The organism is Sphingomonas phyllosphaerae (assembly GCF_036946485.1).
Taxonomy (GTDB): Bacteria; Pseudomonadota; Alphaproteobacteria; order Sphingomonadales; family Sphingomonadaceae; genus Sphingomonas; species Sphingomonas phyllosphaerae_E.
The window spans coordinates 922,537-939,398 of sequence record NZ_JAQIJA010000005.1 but is presented as its reverse complement, the minus strand read 5'-3'; the positions used below and the strand labels follow the sequence as shown (position 1 = coordinate 939,398).

General features: G+C 69.9%; 17 protein-coding genes. 16 read left to right on the top strand and 1 reads right to left on the bottom strand.

The genetic code is table 11. From position 1 onward, the window contains the following. Positions 1 to 244: 244 nt before the first annotated feature. A complete protein-coding gene (locus tag PGN16_RS13100) occupies positions 245 to 1,618 on the bottom strand; it encodes a flagellin N-terminal helical domain-containing protein (protein ID WP_335309831.1) in 1,374 nt (457 codons plus the stop codon). Positions 1,619 to 1,901: 283 nt separating this feature from the next. Here PGN16_RS13100 and PGN16_RS13095 point away from each other — a divergent pair, with 283 nt between their 5' ends. The 16 genes from PGN16_RS13095 to flhB all read left to right on the top strand — a co-directional run bounded on the left by PGN16_RS13095 (position 1,902) and on the right by flhB (position 16,857). Further along, positions 1,902 to 3,173, top strand: coding sequence for a sigma-54 interaction domain-containing protein (locus tag PGN16_RS13095; protein WP_335309830.1), 1,272 nt, complete (start codon positions 1,902 to 1,904; stop codon positions 3,171 to 3,173). Beyond that, positions 3,170 to 3,532, top strand: coding sequence for a flagellar hook-basal body complex protein FliE (gene fliE, locus PGN16_RS13090; protein WP_335309829.1), 363 nt, complete (start codon positions 3,170 to 3,172; stop codon positions 3,530 to 3,532). Before PGN16_RS13095 ends, fliE begins: the two co-directional genes overlap by 4 nt. A gap of 1 nt (position 3,533) precedes the next feature. Continuing rightward, positions 3,534 to 5,273 (top strand): flagellar basal-body MS-ring/collar protein FliF, encoded by a 1,740-nt coding sequence (gene fliF, locus PGN16_RS13085; RefSeq protein ID WP_335309828.1) that lies wholly within the window; start codon positions 3,534 to 3,536, stop codon positions 5,271 to 5,273. Beyond that, positions 5,270 to 6,307: a flagellar motor switch protein FliG gene (gene fliG / locus PGN16_RS13080; protein ID WP_335309827.1), complete on the top strand. Its 1,038-nt coding sequence runs from the start codon at positions 5,270 to 5,272 to the stop codon at positions 6,305 to 6,307. Before fliF ends, fliG begins: the two co-directional genes overlap by 4 nt. After that, positions 6,300 to 7,070, top strand: a complete 771-nt coding sequence (locus tag PGN16_RS13075) for a FliH/SctL family protein (protein WP_335309826.1) — start codon at positions 6,300 to 6,302, stop codon at positions 7,068 to 7,070. Before fliG ends, PGN16_RS13075 begins: the two co-directional genes overlap by 8 nt. Continuing rightward, entirely contained in the window at positions 7,064 to 8,395 is a 1,332-nt protein-coding gene (locus PGN16_RS13070) for a FliI/YscN family ATPase (RefSeq protein ID WP_335309825.1), read from the top strand. The genes PGN16_RS13075 and PGN16_RS13070 overlap by 7 nt, the downstream gene beginning before the upstream one ends. Next, positions 8,388 to 8,795 carry a hypothetical protein gene (locus PGN16_RS13065; RefSeq protein WP_335309824.1) on the top strand — a complete coding sequence of 136 codons (408 nt, stop codon included), beginning with the start codon at positions 8,388 to 8,390 and terminating at the stop codon, positions 8,793 to 8,795. The genes PGN16_RS13070 and PGN16_RS13065 overlap by 8 nt, the downstream gene beginning before the upstream one ends. Positions 8,796 to 8,897: 102 nt before the next feature. Further along, a complete protein-coding gene (locus PGN16_RS13060) occupies positions 8,898 to 11,312 on the top strand; it encodes a flagellar hook-length control protein FliK (RefSeq protein ID WP_335309823.1) in 2,415 nt (804 codons plus the stop codon). 16 nt (positions 11,313 to 11,328) lie between these two features. Then, positions 11,329 to 12,012 (top strand): flagellar basal body-associated FliL family protein, encoded by a 684-nt coding sequence (locus PGN16_RS13055; protein ID WP_335309822.1) that lies wholly within the window; start codon positions 11,329 to 11,331, stop codon positions 12,010 to 12,012. 6 nt (positions 12,013 to 12,018) lie between these two features. Continuing rightward, positions 12,019 to 12,957 (top strand): flagellar motor switch protein FliM, encoded by a 939-nt coding sequence (locus PGN16_RS13050; RefSeq protein WP_335309821.1) that lies wholly within the window; start codon positions 12,019 to 12,021, stop codon positions 12,955 to 12,957. Continuing rightward, a complete protein-coding gene (fliN, locus tag PGN16_RS13045; RefSeq protein ID WP_028967502.1) occupies positions 12,954 to 13,244 on the top strand; it encodes a flagellar motor switch protein FliN in 291 nt (96 codons plus the stop codon). Before PGN16_RS13050 ends, fliN begins: the two co-directional genes overlap by 4 nt. Positions 13,245 to 13,258: 14 nt before the next feature. After that, complete coding sequence (locus tag PGN16_RS13040; protein WP_028967501.1) at positions 13,259 to 13,537, top strand: flagellar biosynthetic protein FliO; 279 nt, start codon at positions 13,259 to 13,261, stop codon at positions 13,535 to 13,537. Then, the gene (gene fliP, locus PGN16_RS13035; RefSeq protein ID WP_443019636.1) at positions 13,534 to 14,430 is read left to right on the top strand and encodes a flagellar type III secretion system pore protein FliP; all 897 of its coding nucleotides are present in this window, start codon (positions 13,534 to 13,536) and stop codon (positions 14,428 to 14,430) included. Before PGN16_RS13040 ends, fliP begins: the two co-directional genes overlap by 4 nt. Positions 14,431 to 14,566: 136 nt before the next feature. Next, complete coding sequence (gene fliQ, locus PGN16_RS13030) at positions 14,567 to 14,848, top strand: flagellar biosynthesis protein FliQ (protein ID WP_028967499.1); 282 nt, start codon at positions 14,567 to 14,569, stop codon at positions 14,846 to 14,848. Positions 14,849 to 14,959: 111 nt separating this feature from the next. Beyond that, positions 14,960 to 15,733: a flagellar biosynthetic protein FliR gene (gene fliR / locus PGN16_RS13025; protein WP_335309820.1), complete on the top strand. Its 774-nt coding sequence runs from the start codon at positions 14,960 to 14,962 to the stop codon at positions 15,731 to 15,733. After that, positions 15,733 to 16,857: a flagellar type III secretion system protein FlhB gene (flhB, locus tag PGN16_RS13020; RefSeq protein WP_335309819.1), complete on the top strand. Its 1,125-nt coding sequence runs from the start codon at positions 15,733 to 15,735 to the stop codon at positions 16,855 to 16,857. Before fliR ends, flhB begins: the two co-directional genes overlap by 1 nt. The last annotated feature ends 5 nt before the right edge of the window (positions 16,858 to 16,862 follow it).

Genomic DNA, 16,862 nt, shown 5'->3' with positions numbered 1-16,862 from the left:
CAGGGGCCCATGTCTGTTTCGTCTTGCGTGACGCCGACACACGCACCGACCCGCCTGTGTCTCGCCGCTCACCCGGACGAAACAGCGATAGGCCCCTGCCTGCGCAGGGGCGACGATGTGCGGGGCGAGTCCCCGGCCGCAAACAGCGAAAACCCCCGCCAGCCATCCGGCTGACGGGGGTCTTCTTGTCCGGCACCGGCCCCGCTCTGATCGGGGGCGAGAGGCCGGTGGTCGGCTGCCGGACTTAGCCGAGCAGCTTCATTACGCCCTGCTGCGACTGGTTGGCCTGCGCCAGCATCGCGGTCGAGGCCTGGCCGAGGATCTGCGCCTTGGCGAGCGCGGTCGTCTCGGTCGAGAAGTCGGCGTCCTCGATACGGCTCTTGGCGTCCGACAGGTTGGTCGCGGTGGTGGTCAGGTTGTTGACCGTCGATTCCAGCCGGTTCTGCGCCGCACCCATCGTGCCACGAGCCGACGAGATCTTGTCGAGCGCGCCGTCGATCACCGACATCGCTGCCGACGCGCCGGTCTGCGACGAGATCGAGATCGCCGAGGTGCTGGCCGCCGTCAAGCCGGCGTCTCCCACCGCGGTACCCGAGATCGTCAACGCGGTACCCGAAGCCGCTTCGATCGACACGTTGCCGCGAACGGTCACAGCGGTCGAGCCGGTCGTCACCGAGTTGCCCAGGCCGTCCTTGGCACCCGACAGGATGCTGTTGGTGTCGGTCAGCCCAATGTTGCTGCCGTCGCTGCTGGTAAGGACCAGCTTACCCGTGCTGTCGGTCGTGGCAGCGATCTTGTTGCCCGAAACCCCCGCAAGCGTGGCGTTGATCTTGGCGGCGACCGATGCGGCATCCTTTTCGTTGTCAGTCATCGTGACGACGGTCGAGCCGACGGTCAGGGTGTTGCCGGTAGTCGGCGTGCCGACGCTGGCGGTGACGCTGTTCTTGGCGGTCGCGGTGACGTTCGACACCGCCGAGTTGATCGCGGTCGCAATCTTGCTGGCGTCCTTGTCAGCGGCTGCAACCACGCCAATGTCCTGCCCGTTCACAACCACAGCGCCGGCGGCGAGCGCGGTGGCGGTAACAGCCGTACCCTTGACCGCCGCCGTCAGGCCGAGCGTTGAAGCGCGCGTGTCGGTCAGCGCCATGCTGATCGTCTGGTTCGAGTTGATGCCAGTCTGCAGCTTGACCGAGCTGGAACTGCCGTCGAGCAGGTTGACGCCGTTGAACGAGGTCGTCTTCGCGACGTTGTTCACTTCGGCGGTGAGCTGGGTCATTTCCGACTGAAGCGCGGTGCGGTCCGAGTCCTGCAGCGTGCCGTTGGCCGACTGGGTGGCCAGTTCCTTCATGCGGGTCAGCATGTTGGTCACTTCGCCCATCGCGCCTTCGGCGGTCTGCGCCAGGCTGATGCCGTCGTTGGCGTTGCGGACGGCCATCGCCATGCTCTTGGTCTGGCTCGCCATGCGGTTGGCGATCGCGAGGCCGGCGGCGTCGTCCTTTGCCGAGTTGATGCGCTTGCCGGTCGACAGGCGCTCCATCGAGGTCGACAGCGCCTTGCTGGCGGCGGTCGAAGCGTTGGTCGCGCGCATCGCCGAGGTGTTGGTGTTGATCACGGTCATGGGAAAATCTCCATCTTACCGGCCCGTCCCGCCGCCCCCGAATGAGCAGGTGGCCGTGCCGTCACCGCATCAAACGGCTGTCCGCGCCGGACCTTTAGCGCTTTTCGTCGCAGAATTTCTGCGACCGGCAGGCCGCCGCCGCCCCCCCACTTCCCCCTACGTGTACGCGCGCGCGGGCGCCCCGGGCGCCCGGAAAAAGTCTGCCGGCAACGGCGGCAATTATACCGCGCGTTAACCACCCCGGCCGCATCACCGTCGCACTGATTCGAGGGAAATACTCGCCATGCGTTCGATCATGCCGACAGCCACCGTGGAGCGCGCGCACCTGACGCTCGTGTCCTCGCTGCGCGCGCAGGGCTTCGCCGTGCAGGCCCCCGCCGCGCGGCCGCAGCCGAACGTCGCCTATCTCGTCGCCGAGGGCGAGGCGGTGCCCGCCCCGGCGCGCACGCTGATCGTCGGCAACACCGGGCGCGAGGTGATCCCGTTCCGCGATGGTCAGCCGGCGCGCATCGCCTATGGCCATGAGGATGCCGCGGTCGGCAACGCCTTTGCGCGCGCGCTGATCGGCGGACCCGAGCTGCCCACCGCCGCCGATCCCGAGTCGCTGGCGCTGCTGGCGCTGGCCGAGCGCGTCGCGCAGGCCGACATCACCGTGCTGATCAACGGCCCGACCGGCACCGGCAAGGAAGTGCTGGCGCGCACCATCCACCTGAACTCCGAGCGTCGCGACGGCCCGTTCGTCGCGATCAACTGCGCCGCTTTGCCCGAGACGATGCTGGAGGCGATGCTGTTCGGCCACCAGAAGGGCGCGTTCACCGGCGCGTCGTCGGGCGGCGAGGGCTTCTTCCGCGCCGCGAACGGCGGCACCTTGCTGCTCGACGAGATCGCCGAGATGCCGCTCAACCTCCAGGCCAAGCTGCTGCGCGTCTTGCAGGAGCGCGAGGTGGTGCCGATCGGCGCGACCATGCCGCAGCCGGTCGACGTCCGCGTTGTCGCCTGCGCCAACCGCGACCTGCAGGCCGAAGTGGCGGCGGGCCGGTTCCGCGCCGATCTTTACTACCGCCTGTCGGTCTTCCCGCTGTCGACCCGCGCGCTCGCCGAGCGGCCGCAGGACATTCCCGCGCTCGCCGCGACGATGATCCTGCGCCACGCCGGCAACCGTCCGTCGGTACCGTGGCCGAGCGATGCGGCGATCGCCAAGCTGGTCGCGCACGACTGGCCGGGCAACGTCCGCGAGCTGGAGAACGTGATCCAGCGCGCTTTGCTGTTCGCGGGCGGCGACACGATCGAGGTCGATCACATCGTCTTCGACCGTCCTTCGCCCGCACCGCGCGTCGCACCGCTGGGCGGCGGCGACGACAATACGCTGGGGCAGGTCGTGCAATTCTCCGAATTCGCCGCGATCCGCGAGACGCTGGCGGCGTGCGGCGGCAGCCGGATCGAGACCGCCAAGCGGCTCGGCATCTCCGAGCGCACACTGCGCTATCGCCTCGCCAAGGCGCGCGAGCAGGGTGACGATCTCGCCGCCGGCACCAGCCGGATGCTGTCGGCATGAGCGCGATCGGAGGCGTCGGCGGCGTCGACCGGGTGATGGCGCTGCGCGCGCAGATCCTCGAGCGCAACGCCGCCCTGAACCGCACCAGCGGCGCGGCCTCGGCCGCCCCCGCCCCGGCGGCGGGCGGCGCGGCGAACGCGACCAGCTTCGCCGACACGATGCAGTCGGCGATCGCCAAGGTGAACGACGGCCAGCAAAAGGCCTCGGCGCTGTCGGAGCAATACGAACGCGGCGAGACCGTCGACATCGCCAAGGTGATGCTCGCCCGTCAGGAAGCGTCGGTCGGCTTCGAGGCCACCCTGCAGGTCCGCAACAAGATCCTGTCCGCGTACAAGGACATCATGAGCATGCCGGTCTGATATGAGCAACGCTCTCACCCCGCAGAACCCGGTGCCGGTCACGCTGGTCCCGGAGAAGTTCGCCAACCCGCTGCGCCAGATCCAGGGCGTGATGGCGCAGCCCGCAGTGCGGCGCGCCGGACCGATGGCGTTGATGGTCGGGCTGATCGGCGCGGCCGGGCTCGCCTGGTCGGCGTTGTCGACCCCGCCGCAGAAGACGCTGTTCTCGGGGCTGCCCGATTCGGACAAGGCCGCGGTCACCACCGCGCTGTCGGCGGCGAACATCCCCAGCCATATCGACGATTCGGCGGGCACGCTGACCGTCAACGAGGAGGATTATTCCAAGGCGCGGCTGCTGCTCGCCGGGCAGGGTCTGCCCAAGGCCGCGCCGGGCGGGTACGCGATCCTCGACGAGCTGCCGATGGGCGTCAGCCGCGCGGTCGAGGGCGAACGGCTTCGCCAGGCGCGCGAGACCGAGCTGGCGCGCTCGATCCAGGAGATCGATGCGGTCGCCGAGGCGCGCGTCCATCTCGCGATGCCCGAGGCAAGCGTGTTCGTGCGCGACAATGCCGCGCCGTCGGCGTCGGTGGTCGTCAAGTTGCAGGGCGGCCGCTCGCTGAGCGACGCGCAGGTCCAGTCGATCGTCAACCTCGTCGCCTCGTCGGTGCCGGGGCTGAAGCCCGATGCGGTGACGATCGTCGACCAGATGGGCGGGCTGCTCACCAAGTCGGGCGACGGCCCCGACAGCGCCAACGACAGGCGCATCGAATTCCAGCGCCGCGTCGAGGACAAATACCGCCAGCAACTGATCCAGCTGCTCACGCCGCTGGTCGGCGCGGGCAATTTCACCGCCGAGGTACAGGCCGACGTCAACCTCGACGAAACCAGCGCGACCCGCGAAAGCTACGACAAGGAAGGCCGGCTGCGCGCCGAAACCGGCAATTGGACCGGCAACATGGCGACCAACGCGCCGCCGTCGGGCATCCCCGGCGCGCTGAGCAACACGCCCCCGCCCGCCTCGCAGCTTTCCACGCCGCAGCCCGCGACCGGCAACCCCGGCACGCCCGCGCCGCAGCCGACCGCCGGCGGCCCCGCACCCGATCCCGCCAAGCAGACCGACGCGTTCCAGCGCGCCTATGACCTGAACAAGGAAGTCTCGGTCACACGCGCCGCGCCGGGCAACATCAAGCGGCTGTCGGTCGCGGTGCTGCTGCGCGATCCGGAGAAGACCAAGCGCACCGCGATGGAGATCCAGCAGATCAACGATCTGGTGAAGAGCGCGGTCGGCTTCGACCAGTCGCGCAACGACAATGTCACCGTCATCAGCCGCAAGTTCGCCGATGCCAGTGCCGACGCGAGCGCCGCGCCCAAATGGTACGACAATGCGCTGGTGCCGATGCTCGCGCGCAACCTGACCGCGCTCGTCATCGCATTGCTGGTGCTGCTGCTCGGCGTGCGCCCGATCGCCAAGGCGCTGATGAAGAAGCGCGAGGATGCCACCGCCGACAAGGACGCCGCCGCGCTGGCGGACGGCGCGAAGCGCGATGGCGCGGCATTGACCGATGCGTCGGGCGAAGCCGGCGAGGGCGAGGGCGCGGATGGCGAGCAGATCGCGGTCCAGCCGCCGGTCAGCCTCGACCAGATCGAGACCAGCCAGAGCTACGAGGAGCGGATCGACGCGGTGCGCGGCTTCACGCGCGACAATCCGGCGCGCGCGGCGCTGGCGGTGCGCGACATGCTCGGCGCGGACGCCAAGCCGTGACCGAGGTCGCCACCGCCCCGCGGGTCTTCACCGGCGTCGAGCGCGCCGCGGTGCTGATGATGCTCGTCGGCGAGGAAGAGGCCGCCGCGATCCTCCAGAAGCTCGATCCCGAAGAGGTCCGCAAGCTCGGCACCGCCATGTTCGCGGTCGCCGACGTCAGCGAGGAAGAGGTCGAGCTGGTGCTCGACGATTTCGTCGGCAAGGCCCGCGAGCGCACCGGCATCACCTTCAACCCCGGCCCGAAGGTCGAGGCGGTGATGACGCGCGCGCTCGGCCGCGACAAGGCCGAGAGCGTGCTGGCGCAGATCACCCCGGCCGAGGCGGTGTGCGAGATCGACCTGCTCGACTGGCTCGACGCCAAGGAGATCGCCGCGATGCTCGACAAGGAGCATCCGCAGATCTGCGCGGTGATGATCGCCAATCTCGATCCGTCGATCGGCAGCCAGGTGCTCGAACTGCTGCCCGAGCTGGTGCAGCCCGACATCCTGCACCGCATCGCGCGGCTCGGGCCGATCACCCCCGACGCGGTCGACGCGCTGCGCACGCTGATCGCCAGCCGCACCGGCGGCGGCGGCGCGAGCGGTGGCGGCGGGGCGTCCTCCACCGCGCTCCAGCTGGGCGGCGCGCGCGAGGCGGCGAAGATCCTGCAGGGCGCGCGCAAGTCGACCGAACAGCGCGTCATGCCCAAGCTGCTCAAGATGGACCGCGACATCGCGCGGCAGATCGAGGAGGCGATGTTCGTCTTCGACAACCTGCTGGAGCTGGACGACAAGGGGCTGGGCACGCTCATCCGCAACGTCGACGGCGATACTTTGGGCCGCGCGCTGAAGGGCGTGGACGAGGCGGCGCGCAACCGCATCCTAGGCTGCATGTCCGCACGCGCCGCATCGGGCATCCGCGACGATATGGAAGCACGCGGGCCGATGAAGCTGAGCGAAGTGCTCGAGGCGCAAAAGGCGATCATCCAGATCGCGCGCAACCTTGCCAAGGACGGCACGATCAATCTGGGGGCAGGCGACGACGATTATGTCTGAGGCGGATTTCGTCAGTGGTATGCCATCGCGCGCCGATGCCGCGGCGCTCAGCCGCACGCGCGCGCAATCCGGGATCGCGCCGGGCTTCACGCCGGCGGACCTGATCGCGCGCATCGAACAGGCGTTCGGCGCGCGTCCACCCGCGCCGTCGTCGGCCGAGGAAATGTCGGACGACGTGGCGGGCGACCAGCCGCGCCATTTCTCGCCCGCCGATCCGGATGCCGATCCGACCGCCGGCTGGGACATGCTGGACGCCGATGCGCCGATCCCGGCGTGCGTCGAACAGATCGAGGCGGCGCGGATCGCCGGCTATCACGAAGGGCTCGCCGACGCCGCGATGGCGGCCGACGCAGTGGTGTCGCGCGAACGCGAGCTGCTGGAGGCGGTCGCGGGCGCGATGAAGGCCGGCGGCGCGATCGACCGCGTCGCGCTGGCCGAGGCGTTGCGCCGCACGGTCACGATGCTGGTGACGCAATTGGTCGGTGAGATCGGCGTCTCCGCGCCGTTGCTCGCCGCGCGCGTCGAGGCCGCGACCGACCTGCTCGCCGACGCCAGCGAATCGGCGATGCTGCGCGTCCATCCCGAGGACCTGCCGCTGCTCGAAGGCCGCGTGCCCGGCACCGTCTTCCCGGTCGCCGACGACAGCGTCGAACGCGGCAGCTTCGTCATGGAGGCCGCGTCGACGATCGTCGAGGATGGCCCGGCGATGTGGCTCGATCAGCTGTCCACCGCGATCGAACGCGCGGCGGTGCCGGCGTGCTGAACCAGTTCGCCGAGGATTATCTCGGCACGCTCGCCCTCGCCGGATCGCGGCCGAAGCCGCGCGTCGCCGGTAGGCTGTCGTCCTATGACGGGCTGTTGATGGAGGCGGTCGGGCTCTCGCTGCCGGTCGGCACCGTCTGCAGGATCGGCGCGGAGGGCGGGCAACAGGTCGAGGCCGAGGTGATCGGCTTCCGCAACGGCCGCACGCTGATGATGAATCTCGGTGGCCCCGCCGCCCTGCTCCCCAACGCCCCCGTCCGTCCGCTCGGCCCTCCCGGCGAGGCGGAAGTCGGCGCGGCGATGCTCGGGCGCGTCGTCGACGGCGCGGGCCATCCGATTGACGGGCTCGGCCCGATCCGCGGCGCGGGGCGCTGGCCGCTCGCCGGGCATATGCAGTCGCCGCTCGACCGTGGCCGCGTGCTCGCGCCGATGGACGTCGGCGTGCGCGCGATCAACGGGCTGCTCACCGTCGGCCAGGGCCAGCGCGTCGGGATCATGGCCGGATCGGGCGTCGGCAAGTCGGTGCTGCTCGGCATGATGGTCCGCGCGGCGCAGGCCGATGTCGTCGTCATCGGGCTGATCGGCGAGCGCAGCCGCGAGGTCGCCGACTTCCTCGAAACCAAGGTCGCGGGCGAGGCGCGCAAGCGCTCGGTCGTCGTCGCGGTGCCCGCCAACCACTCGCCGGTGCTGCGCATCCGCGGCGCGCTGCGCGCCACCGCGATCGCCGAGGCGTTCCGCGCCGAGGGCAAGAGCGTGCTGCTCATCATCGATTCGCTGACCCGCGTCGCGCACGCCGGGCGCGAGATCGGGCTGGCGCTGGGCGAGCCGGCCTCGGCGCGCGGCTATCCGCCCTCCGCGATCGCGATGCTCCCCAATTTGCTGGAGCGCGCCGGGTCGGACGTGAACACCGGCGGGTCGATCACCGGCATCTATACGGTGCTGGCCGACGGCGACGACGGCAACGATCCGGTCGTCGACTCCGCGCGCTCGATCCTCGACGGGCATATCGTGCTGAGCCGCGCGATGGCTGAGCGCGCGGTCTATCCGGCGATCGACATCTCCAAATCGATCAGCCGCGTGATGAACGACATCGTGCCGCAGCATCACCAGCAGGCCGCGCGCATCCTGCGCCGCCATCTGGCGACCTATGAGGAAAACCGCGACCTCGTGCTGATGGGCGCGTATCGCAGCGGCAGCGATCCCGCGATCGACGCCGCGATCGCCTACCAGCCCGCGATCATGGAATTCGTGCGCCAGGACACGCACCAGATGGTGTCGCTGGCCGATGCCGAGATGGAGCTGGTCGGCGTCTTCGGCGATGCCTGACGCCAAGCGACTGAAGCGCCTGCACCGCGTCCGCACGCTCCAGCTCGGGCTGGCGCGCGCCGACGAGGCGCGGACGCAGGCGCAGCTGACCAGCGAGACGCAACTGGCGCAGCGGATCGCGCAGCTCGCCGATGCGGTCGCCCCTGCCCCTTCCACCTTTGCCGGCGCGGTCAATCTCGCCGCCAGCGCGCATTTCCGCGAGCGGCTGCACCGGTCGGCGGAAGCCGCGATGAATCGCGTCCGCGCCGCCGAGGCGCAGGTCGAACGCAGCAGCGAGGCGACGCGTGGCGCGCGCCGCGACCAGAGCGCGGTCGAAAAGCTGATGGAGCGGCAGCACGCCGCCGATCTGCGCGCCGAGATGAAGGCGCTCGAGGACGTGCCCGCGCGCCCGAAGAAATAAACGGCACGCTCCTTGCAAGGTGGCCGGCGAACCCTGTCCACGAAAGCGGCCTGACCTTTGACCACGATCGCAAGCCTTCTCCTGACGACGGCACCGGGCGCGATGCTGCCGGGTGCGGCCTCGCCCACGCCGGGGGTGGCGGGCGCGACCGGCGACTTCCTGAAGCTGGTGCTGCCCGGCTGCGGCGACGGCGTTGCGGTCGGCGTGCCGACGGTCGTCGGCGAGCCGGGGCGGCAGGATCTTGCCGGTACCGGCACCGGGCTGCCGCTGGTCGATGCCGTGGTGCCGACCGGCGAGGCGGCGCTGGCGTGGCTGGCCGATGCGACCGGCGTCGCGGTCCCCCCGCCGCCGCCCGCGCTCCCCGCAAACGAAGAGCTTGCCGCGCCGACCGTCCTCGATCCGAAGGTCGCCGCCCGCGCGGAGGCCAAGCCGGGCACCGAAGCCCCCGCGCGTCCGCGCCTGCGGATCGTGACCCCCGACGTGCCGGTGCAATTGCCGCTCAGGAAGGGTGAAGCAGACGCGACCGTCGCCATCGCAGACCCGGCCACGCCGGCCACCGACGATCGCGAGACACCGACGACCGCGACCGAAACGCCGACGGTCCCGACAGTCCCGACCGACGTGACCGCAACGAATGTCGAAACGCCGCCGGCCCTCGCCACGCCGCACGCGGATGCGCCCCACGCCCCGCATCCCGCGGCCGAAGCGCAAGCCGTGCTCGCGGCAGCTCCGCCCGCCCTGCCGCCGGTCGCGACCGCGACGCCGAAGGCTGCGTCCGCCGACCCCATGAACGTGTCGGCGACCGCCGGCGCACAGACGCAGGTCGCCGCGCCCCCGGCTCCCGCACCCGCAGTGACGGAGATGGCCACCGCGCCGACTCCCGATACGGTCGCACACACTCCCGCAAGCCCCACGATCGATCCGGCACCGACGTCACCCGAGCCGGCAGCGGCGAAGGCGTCGCAACCGCCGCTCACCGCCGCCCCAGCATCGAATGCCGAGCAGCAGCCGGCCAGCGCCCCGCCGGCTCCGCGCGCCGAGCAGCAACCGGTCAGCGCCCCCCGGACACCCCGCGCCCAGCAGCAGCCAGCCAAGGCCCCTCCGATGCCGCGCGTCGCGCAACAGCCGGTCGACCCCACACCGCATCCGCAGAACGCCGCCCCCACCGCGCCCGCACCCGAGGCGAAGGTCGCGCCCGAGGCCATGCCCGCATGGGTAGACGTTGCGCCGCAAGACGCATCGCCGACCGTGCCTTCGGCCAAGGAAACGCGCGTCACCGCCGCCCCCGCGCCGCGCCGCACCGCAGCCGCGCCTGCCGCGATCGCTGCGACCGGCGAGGCGGCGTCGCCTCCGGTGCTCGACCTCACCGTCGACACCGCCGCCGCGATCATCCAGGACGCCGCGCCGCGCGCCGCTGCCCCGACTTCGCGCGCAGAGATCGCGCCCCCGGCCGCCGCACCCGCAACCCCAGCGCCGGTCGAAACAGCCCCGGCGCGTCCGCCCATCGCCGAAGCACCGCTCCCGGTGGCCCGAACCGGCTCCGCGCGCGGCACCGAAGCGACACGCGCGACGCCGATCCCGGCATCGGACGTCGCAAATGATGCACCGATCGCGACGCAGACCGCGCAAATCGACGCACCGATCGCGCCCGCACCACGCGAAAGCGCTGCAAATCCGCTACCGCAGCCGCTCCGCAACGAGCCGGTAGCGGCACCCGGCCCGATCATCGCCAGCGCCGCGACGGTCCGCGTCGACGCGCCCACCCCGCTCGCCGCTGCCCCGGCCGTCCCGCAACCCGTCCCGGCCGCCGCCGCTCCCGCTCCGCTGGGCGCGACACCGGCTACCGACGCACCCGCACCGGACGCGCCCGCCGTTCGCGACACACCCCGCGCCGCCCCCGCCCCGGTACCGACCGCGCCCGAGGCGACACCGGCACCGGTGATCGCCTCCGCCGCGCGCACCTTTGCCGAGGCGATCCACCGCGCCGTCACCGCCGAGGATCGCGCGCGTCCCGCGGATCCGACCGCGCCGGTCACGCAGCCGCAGGCGACCGCCGCGATCTCCCCCGCCGCGGTCACCGCAACCGGCCAGACGCAGCAGCAGACGCTCGACATGCGCCAGCCACACTGGCCCGCGGCGATGATCCAGCACATCGAGAAGCTGCGCGACATGGCCGATGCCAATGACATGCGCATCCGCGTCGTCCCCGATGCGCTCGGCGCGATCGACGTCGCGCTGCGTCGCGAGGGCGATACGGTGCAGGTCCAGCTCACCGCCGAACAGCCGCAGACGCGCGCGATGCTCGCCGATGCGCAGCCGCGGCTGACCGAAATGGCCGAGGCGCGCGGGCTGAAGCTCCACCATGCGCAGCCCGGCGGCACGACCGCGCAGGGCGACCGCCAGCCGCCTCAGCAACAACAGCAGCAACACCGCGCCGCACCGGTTCCGGCCGCGCCGCCTTCCGCCCGTCGGGCCGCCACCGCGGACGCCGACGACACCGACCAGCGAATCGCATGATTGAGGGAAACGACCGATGAGTGACGCTCCGGCCGCAGAGGCCGCGCCCAAGAAAAAGGGCAAGATGAAGATGATCGTGATCGGCGCCGTCGGCGTCATCGTCCTGCTGGGCGGTGGCGTCGGTGCCGGTCTGTATGCCGCCGGCTCCGGGATGGTCGGTGGCGGCGGTGCCGAAAAGGCCGCCGCGCACGAGGACCCGAACAAGCCCAAGCTCGTCCCCAAGAGCGAGCAGAAGCACGCCGGTGAAGGTGCCGAAGGCGGCGAAGGTGGTGAGGGCGGCCACGGCGGCGGTGAAGCCAAGGCCGAAGGCGGTGGCGAGGGCGAAGCCGGTGGCAGCGAGTCGCACGGCACGCCGACGCCGGAGGGCCACGGCGGCGAACCCTATGCCTCGAACTATTATGCGATGGAGAAGGAGTTCACCTCCAACCTTCAGGATTCGGTGCACTTCATCCAGATCGGCCTGGCCGTGTCGACGCCGTACGACGACAAGGTCATCAACAACCTGAAGACCAACGACATCGCGATTCGCTCGGCGATTCTGTTGACGCTGGGCGACACGCCGGAGGATCAGGTGTTCACCGGCGCCGGAAAACAGCAGCTCCAGAAACGGCTCGTCGCAACGATCAACCAGGTTCTGCGCGAAAAGGAGGGGTTCGGCGGGATCAGTAACGTCTACTTTACCACTTTCGTGGTTCAGTGAACGGGCATGGTTAACAGGCCCGCTTCCCCCGATGCCGGATTCGACTCCGGTACGCCGATCGGCACCGCTGCCGCATTGGGCGGGGGGAGCGGCGCGCCCGCGAAATTGCATCCGTTCGGCGATCTGCACACGCTCCAGCATCTGTCGGCGCGCGCCGCGCGCGGGGTGCGTCAAACGTTCGAAGGCTATTGGCGCGCCGAGACGCGCGCCTGGGCCGAACCGCTGGAGGTGCTGCGCCTCGCCGATTATCGCGCGGCGCGCGGCGACAAGCTGACCGCGTGGCTCCCGCTGTCGATGGACGGCCGCCCGGCGCTGTGCGTCATCGACAGCCAGTTCGTCGTCGAGATCATCGACCTGTTCTTCGGCGGCACCGGCGACGTTTCGCCGGTGCTCGCGCTCGAATTCACCCCCGCCTGCGACGTGATCGTCGCGCGCATCGCCAAGGCATTGGCGCGCGCGCTGGAAACCGCATGGGAGCCGCTGGCGCGCGCGCGCTTCACCGCCGAGCCGTTCGAGCTGGGCGGGAACATGGTGCCCGGCGTCGAGGCCGACGAGGTGGTGATCGCCACCCGCTTCGCGATCGCGCGCGGCAGCGCCAAGCCGGCGTTCGTCGACATCCTCTACCCGGTCGCGACGCTGAAGCCGCACACGGTCGCGCTGACCGGCAAGGTCGTCGCCAAGCCCAGCGAGGTCGACGCCGAATGGCGCACCCAGCTGACGCGCGCCGCGATGGGCGTGCGCTTCCCGGTCCGCTCGGTGCTCGCCGAGCCGACCATCCCGCTTTCGCGGCTCATGGATCTCAAGGAAGGCGACATCATCCCGATCAGCTTCGGCGCCGACGTGCCGATCGTGGTCGGCGGGATGGCGCTGGGGCTGGGCACCGTGGGCACCTCCAACGGCCGCGCGGCCATTCGCATCTCCAAGTTCGAAGGACCCCTGCAATGAACGACATGACCGGCGGATTCGCGATCGACGCCGCCGTCGCCGCCAACCTGCGGCTTCTGCAGGGCGTCGACGTCAAGCTGACCGTCGAGATCGGCTCGACCACCTTGTCGCTGCGCGAATTGCTCGCGCTGGGCGAATCGAGCGTGATCGAACTGGACCGGCAGGCCGGCGAGCTGCTCGACGTGCTGGTCAACGGCACGCTGATCGGGCGCGGCGAGATCGTGACGGTCGGCGAGCGCTACGGCGTCAAGATGACCGAGCTGGTCTCGCCCGAGAAGCGCGGCTGAGGGGCACGCACGCGATGATGTGGACTTATATCCTGAAGCTGGTCGTGATGCTCCCGCTCGTCTGCGGGTTGATGATCGGCTGCCTGTACCTGTGGCGGCGGCTCGAGGCGCGGATGCCGGGCAAGCCGTCGACGCGCGGCATCGCCGTGCGCGAGACGATGATGATTTCGCCGGGGGTCAAGCTGGCGGTGGTCGATTTCGAGGGGCGTCGCCTGCTCGTCTCGGTCAATCGCGCCGGCGTGACGCTGGTCGACAAGGCCGAAGGGCGCGTGCCGGTGGAGCCCGCCGCATGAGCGCCTCGGCGATGCACAGCGGCGCGCTGATCCGCCCGCGCGCACGGACCGCGGGCAAGCGCTCGCACCTGATCCTCGCGCTGCTCGCGATCGTCGTGGCGCTGTGCGTCGCGATGCCGGCGTTGGCGCAGAACTTCCCCGCCCCGTCGCAGCCGGCGGTGCAGGGTGCGCCGGCAGCGCCCGCGCCGGGCGTCGGCGACGCGGTCGACCGCGCGCTCGGGCAATTGTCGCGCGGCGATGCGGGGGCGCAGAACAATAACGGCTCGCTGTCGCTGTCGCTGCAAGTGCTCATCATCATGGGCCTGCTCACGGTGCTGCCGGGCATCGTGCTGATGATGACCAGCTTCACCCGGATCATCATCGTGCTGTCGATCCTGCGGCAGGCGATGGGACTGCAACAGACCCCGCCCAACCAGGTGCTGATCGGCCTGTCGCTGTTCCTCAGCTTCTTCATCATGGCCCCCGCGATCAACCAGATCAACACGACCGCGATCCAGCCCTATTCGCAGGGCCGCATCGGCGGCACCGAGCTGATCCAGACCGCCGCGGCGCCGCTCCACGCCTTCATGGCCAAGCAGACGCGCGTGAAGGATGTGACGATGTTCGCGCAGATGGCGAAGTCCGGCCCCTATGCCACGCCGAAGGACATTCCCTATTCGGTGCTGCTGCCGGCGTTCGTCACCTCGGAGCTGAAGACCGCGTTCCAGATCGGCTTCCTGCTGTTCCTGCCGTTCATCGTCATCGACCTCGTCGTTGCGACGGTGCTGATGGCGCTCGGCATGGCGATGCTCAGCCCGACGATCATCTCGCTGCCGTTCAAACTGCTGCTGTTCGTGCTGGTCGACGGCTGGGCGCTGACGATGGGCAGTCTGGCGAACAGTTTTGCGACTTAGCTTCCGTTCGTCCTGAGGAGCCGCTGAGCGCAGTCTTGGCGGCGTCTCGAAGGACAATCTGGTTCGAGACGGGGCTTCGACTGCGCTCAGCCCCTCCTCACCACGAACGGCATCATTTTTGCGCAAGGTTCATGACATGCAACCGCTCGTCGACGCCGATTACTTCCTGACCGTCGCCAACCAGACCATGTGGGTGCTGGCGCTCGTCTCCGCGCCGATCCTGATCCCGGCGCTCTTGTCGGGGCTGATCCTCGGGATGGTGCAGGCCGCGACTTCGATCAACGAGCAGACGCTGAGCTTCGTGCCGAAGCTGATCGTCGTCGCGGTGTCGATCATGGTATTCGGCGCGATGATCCTCGGGCTGCTGAGCGACTTCACGACCGAAATCTTCGCGCGCATTCCGGATCTGGTTCACTAATCTTGCGCCAGCCTCTCCCCGTCACCCCGGCGCAGGCCGGGGTCCAGAGCCGCAAGCGCGGTTCTGCGTGGCTCTGGACCCCGGCCTGCGCCGGGGTGACGGAGGCGTAGGTTGTTGGGCTTCGGCTTAAGCATCGAACCCCAACTCTGGGCGCTGATCTTCGTAATGATCCGCGTCGGGGCGGCGTTCATCGCCGCGCCCGTGTTCGGCAACGTCTCCGTGCCGCTGCCGGTGCGGATCACGCTGGCCGGCGCGGTCGGGGTGCTGGTGCTCGGCACCACCTCGATCCAGCCGCCGCCGACGATCTTCGCGCTGTCCACCTTCGTCGCGGTCGCCGCCGAGGCGTTGGTCGGGCTCGCGCTCGGCTTCATCGTCCAGATCGCGTTCGCCGCGCCGCTGATCGCGGGCGAGATCATCGGCGGGTCGATGGGGATCGGCTTCGCCAACATGATCGACCCCAATTCGGGCCGCTCCAGCCCGGCGATCGGCCAGTTCCTGTCGATCCTGCTGACCCTGCTGTTCCTGTCGCTCGACGGGCATCTGGTGCTCGTCGACATGGTGGTGAAGAGCTACACCGCGCTGCCGCCCGGCGCGGCGTGGATGAACGCGGCGCAGCTGCGCGATATCGCGCTGTTCGGCGGCTATGCGTTCATGGCCGGGCTGCTGCTCGCATTGCCGGTCGGCTTCCTGCTGTTGTGCCTCAACCTCGTCATGGGGATGGTGTCGCGCTCGGCACCGTCGCTCAACCTGTTCTCGATCGGCCTGCCCGCCAGCCTCGCGGTCGGCGTCATCAGCCTCGCGATCGCGCTGCCCGCGATGGGCGATTACATGCAGGTGATCGTCCGTGAGGGCCTCGCCGCCGCGCAAAGCCTGGTGCTCGGCTGATGTCGGAGGGTGGCGACAAGACAGAAGCCCCAACCCAGAAGCGTCGCGACGACGCCAAGGAAAAGGGTGACGTCCTCAAGAGCCGCGACCTCGCGACCGCGTTCGTCGTGCTGGCCGGCATCACCTGGATCATGTTCTTCGGCCCGGCGCTGCTCGCCGCGTGCCGCGAGGTGATGGCGGCGAGCTTCAGCTTCAGCCACGCCGATGTCGAGGATTTCCAGCCGTGGCGCCCGCTGATCCAGGCCGGATGGAAGCTGGCCGCGCCGCTCGGCACGCTGTTCGCGATCACCATCGCCGCCGCGATCGCCAGCCAGGCCGGGCTCGGCTCGCTGAGCTTCAACGCCAAGCTGCTCGCCCCCAAGGCGTCGCGGATCAATCCGGGTTCGGGGATCATGCGGATCGTCGGGATGCAGGGCTGGATCGAGCTGGGCAAGTCGCTGCTCAAGGTCACCCTGCTCGGCGCGATCGGCGCGTGGATGCTGTGGCAGACCGCCCATTTCAGCTTCGGGCTTGCCGCCTCCAACCTGCCGGTCGCGCTCGCCGGGCTGGGGTCGACGCTGACGCATGTCCTGCTCGTCATGGCGATGGGGCTGGTCGCGATCGGCATGATCGACGTGCCGACCCAGATCATGCAGCTGCTCAAGAAGTTGCGCATGACCAAGCAGGAAGTGAAGGACGAGCATAAGGAGAGCGAGGGCAACCCCGAGATGAAGGGGCATATGCGCATGAAGCAGCGCGAGATGCTGTCCGGCGGGATGCACAAGGCGCTCGACCAGGCGCATGTCGTGCTCACCAACCCGACGCACTTCGCGGTCGCGCTCCGCTACGACCGCGGGCGCGACGAGGTGCCGGTGGTGGTCGCCAAGGGGCGCGGCGCGCTGGCGCTCGCGATCCGCTCGGCGGCGAAGGACCGCGCGCTGCCGATCCTCGAATATCCGGCGCTGGCGCGTGCCGTCTACTACACCAGCCGCGAGGGACAGGAGGTGCGCGACGACCTGTACCTCGCCATCGCCACCGTGCTGGCTTTTGTCTTCGGACTCAATGCGCAAGCCGGCGGGACGCAACCGCCGGTCGAAGTGCCGGATACCGCACGTTTCGACGAAAATGGTGTCCGTCAGTCATAAAGAAT

Excerpts from the sequence above, each read along its gene's own strand:
- PGN16_RS13100 (WP_335309831.1), bottom strand. The coding sequence starts at position 1,618 with ATGACCGTGATCAACACCAACACCTCGGCGATGCGCGCGACCAACGCT.
- PGN16_RS13095 (WP_335309830.1), top strand. The coding sequence starts at position 1,902 with ATGCGTTCGATCATGCCGACAGCCACCGTGGAGCGCGCGCACCTGACG.
- fliE (WP_335309829.1), top strand. The coding sequence starts at position 3,170 with ATGAGCGCGATCGGAGGCGTCGGCGGCGTCGACCGGGTGATGGCGCTG.
- fliF (WP_335309828.1), top strand. The coding sequence starts at position 3,534 with ATGAGCAACGCTCTCACCCCGCAGAACCCGGTGCCGGTCACGCTGGTC.
- PGN16_RS13075 (WP_335309826.1), top strand. The coding sequence starts at position 6,300 with ATGTCTGAGGCGGATTTCGTCAGTGGTATGCCATCGCGCGCCGATGCC.
- PGN16_RS13065 (WP_335309824.1), top strand. The coding sequence starts at position 8,388 with ATGCCTGACGCCAAGCGACTGAAGCGCCTGCACCGCGTCCGCACGCTC.
- PGN16_RS13060 (WP_335309823.1), top strand. The coding sequence starts at position 8,898 with ATGCTGCCGGGTGCGGCCTCGCCCACGCCGGGGGTGGCGGGCGCGACC.
- PGN16_RS13055 (WP_335309822.1), top strand. The coding sequence starts at position 11,329 with ATGAGTGACGCTCCGGCCGCAGAGGCCGCGCCCAAGAAAAAGGGCAAG.
- PGN16_RS13050 (WP_335309821.1), top strand. The coding sequence starts at position 12,019 with ATGGTTAACAGGCCCGCTTCCCCCGATGCCGGATTCGACTCCGGTACG.
- fliN (WP_028967502.1), top strand. The coding sequence starts at position 12,954 with ATGAACGACATGACCGGCGGATTCGCGATCGACGCCGCCGTCGCCGCC.
- PGN16_RS13040 (WP_028967501.1), top strand. The coding sequence starts at position 13,259 with ATGATGTGGACTTATATCCTGAAGCTGGTCGTGATGCTCCCGCTCGTC.
- fliP (WP_443019636.1), top strand. The coding sequence starts at position 13,534 with ATGAGCGCCTCGGCGATGCACAGCGGCGCGCTGATCCGCCCGCGCGCA.
- fliQ (WP_028967499.1), top strand. The coding sequence starts at position 14,567 with ATGCAACCGCTCGTCGACGCCGATTACTTCCTGACCGTCGCCAACCAG.
- flhB (WP_335309819.1), top strand. The coding sequence starts at position 15,733 with ATGTCGGAGGGTGGCGACAAGACAGAAGCCCCAACCCAGAAGCGTCGC.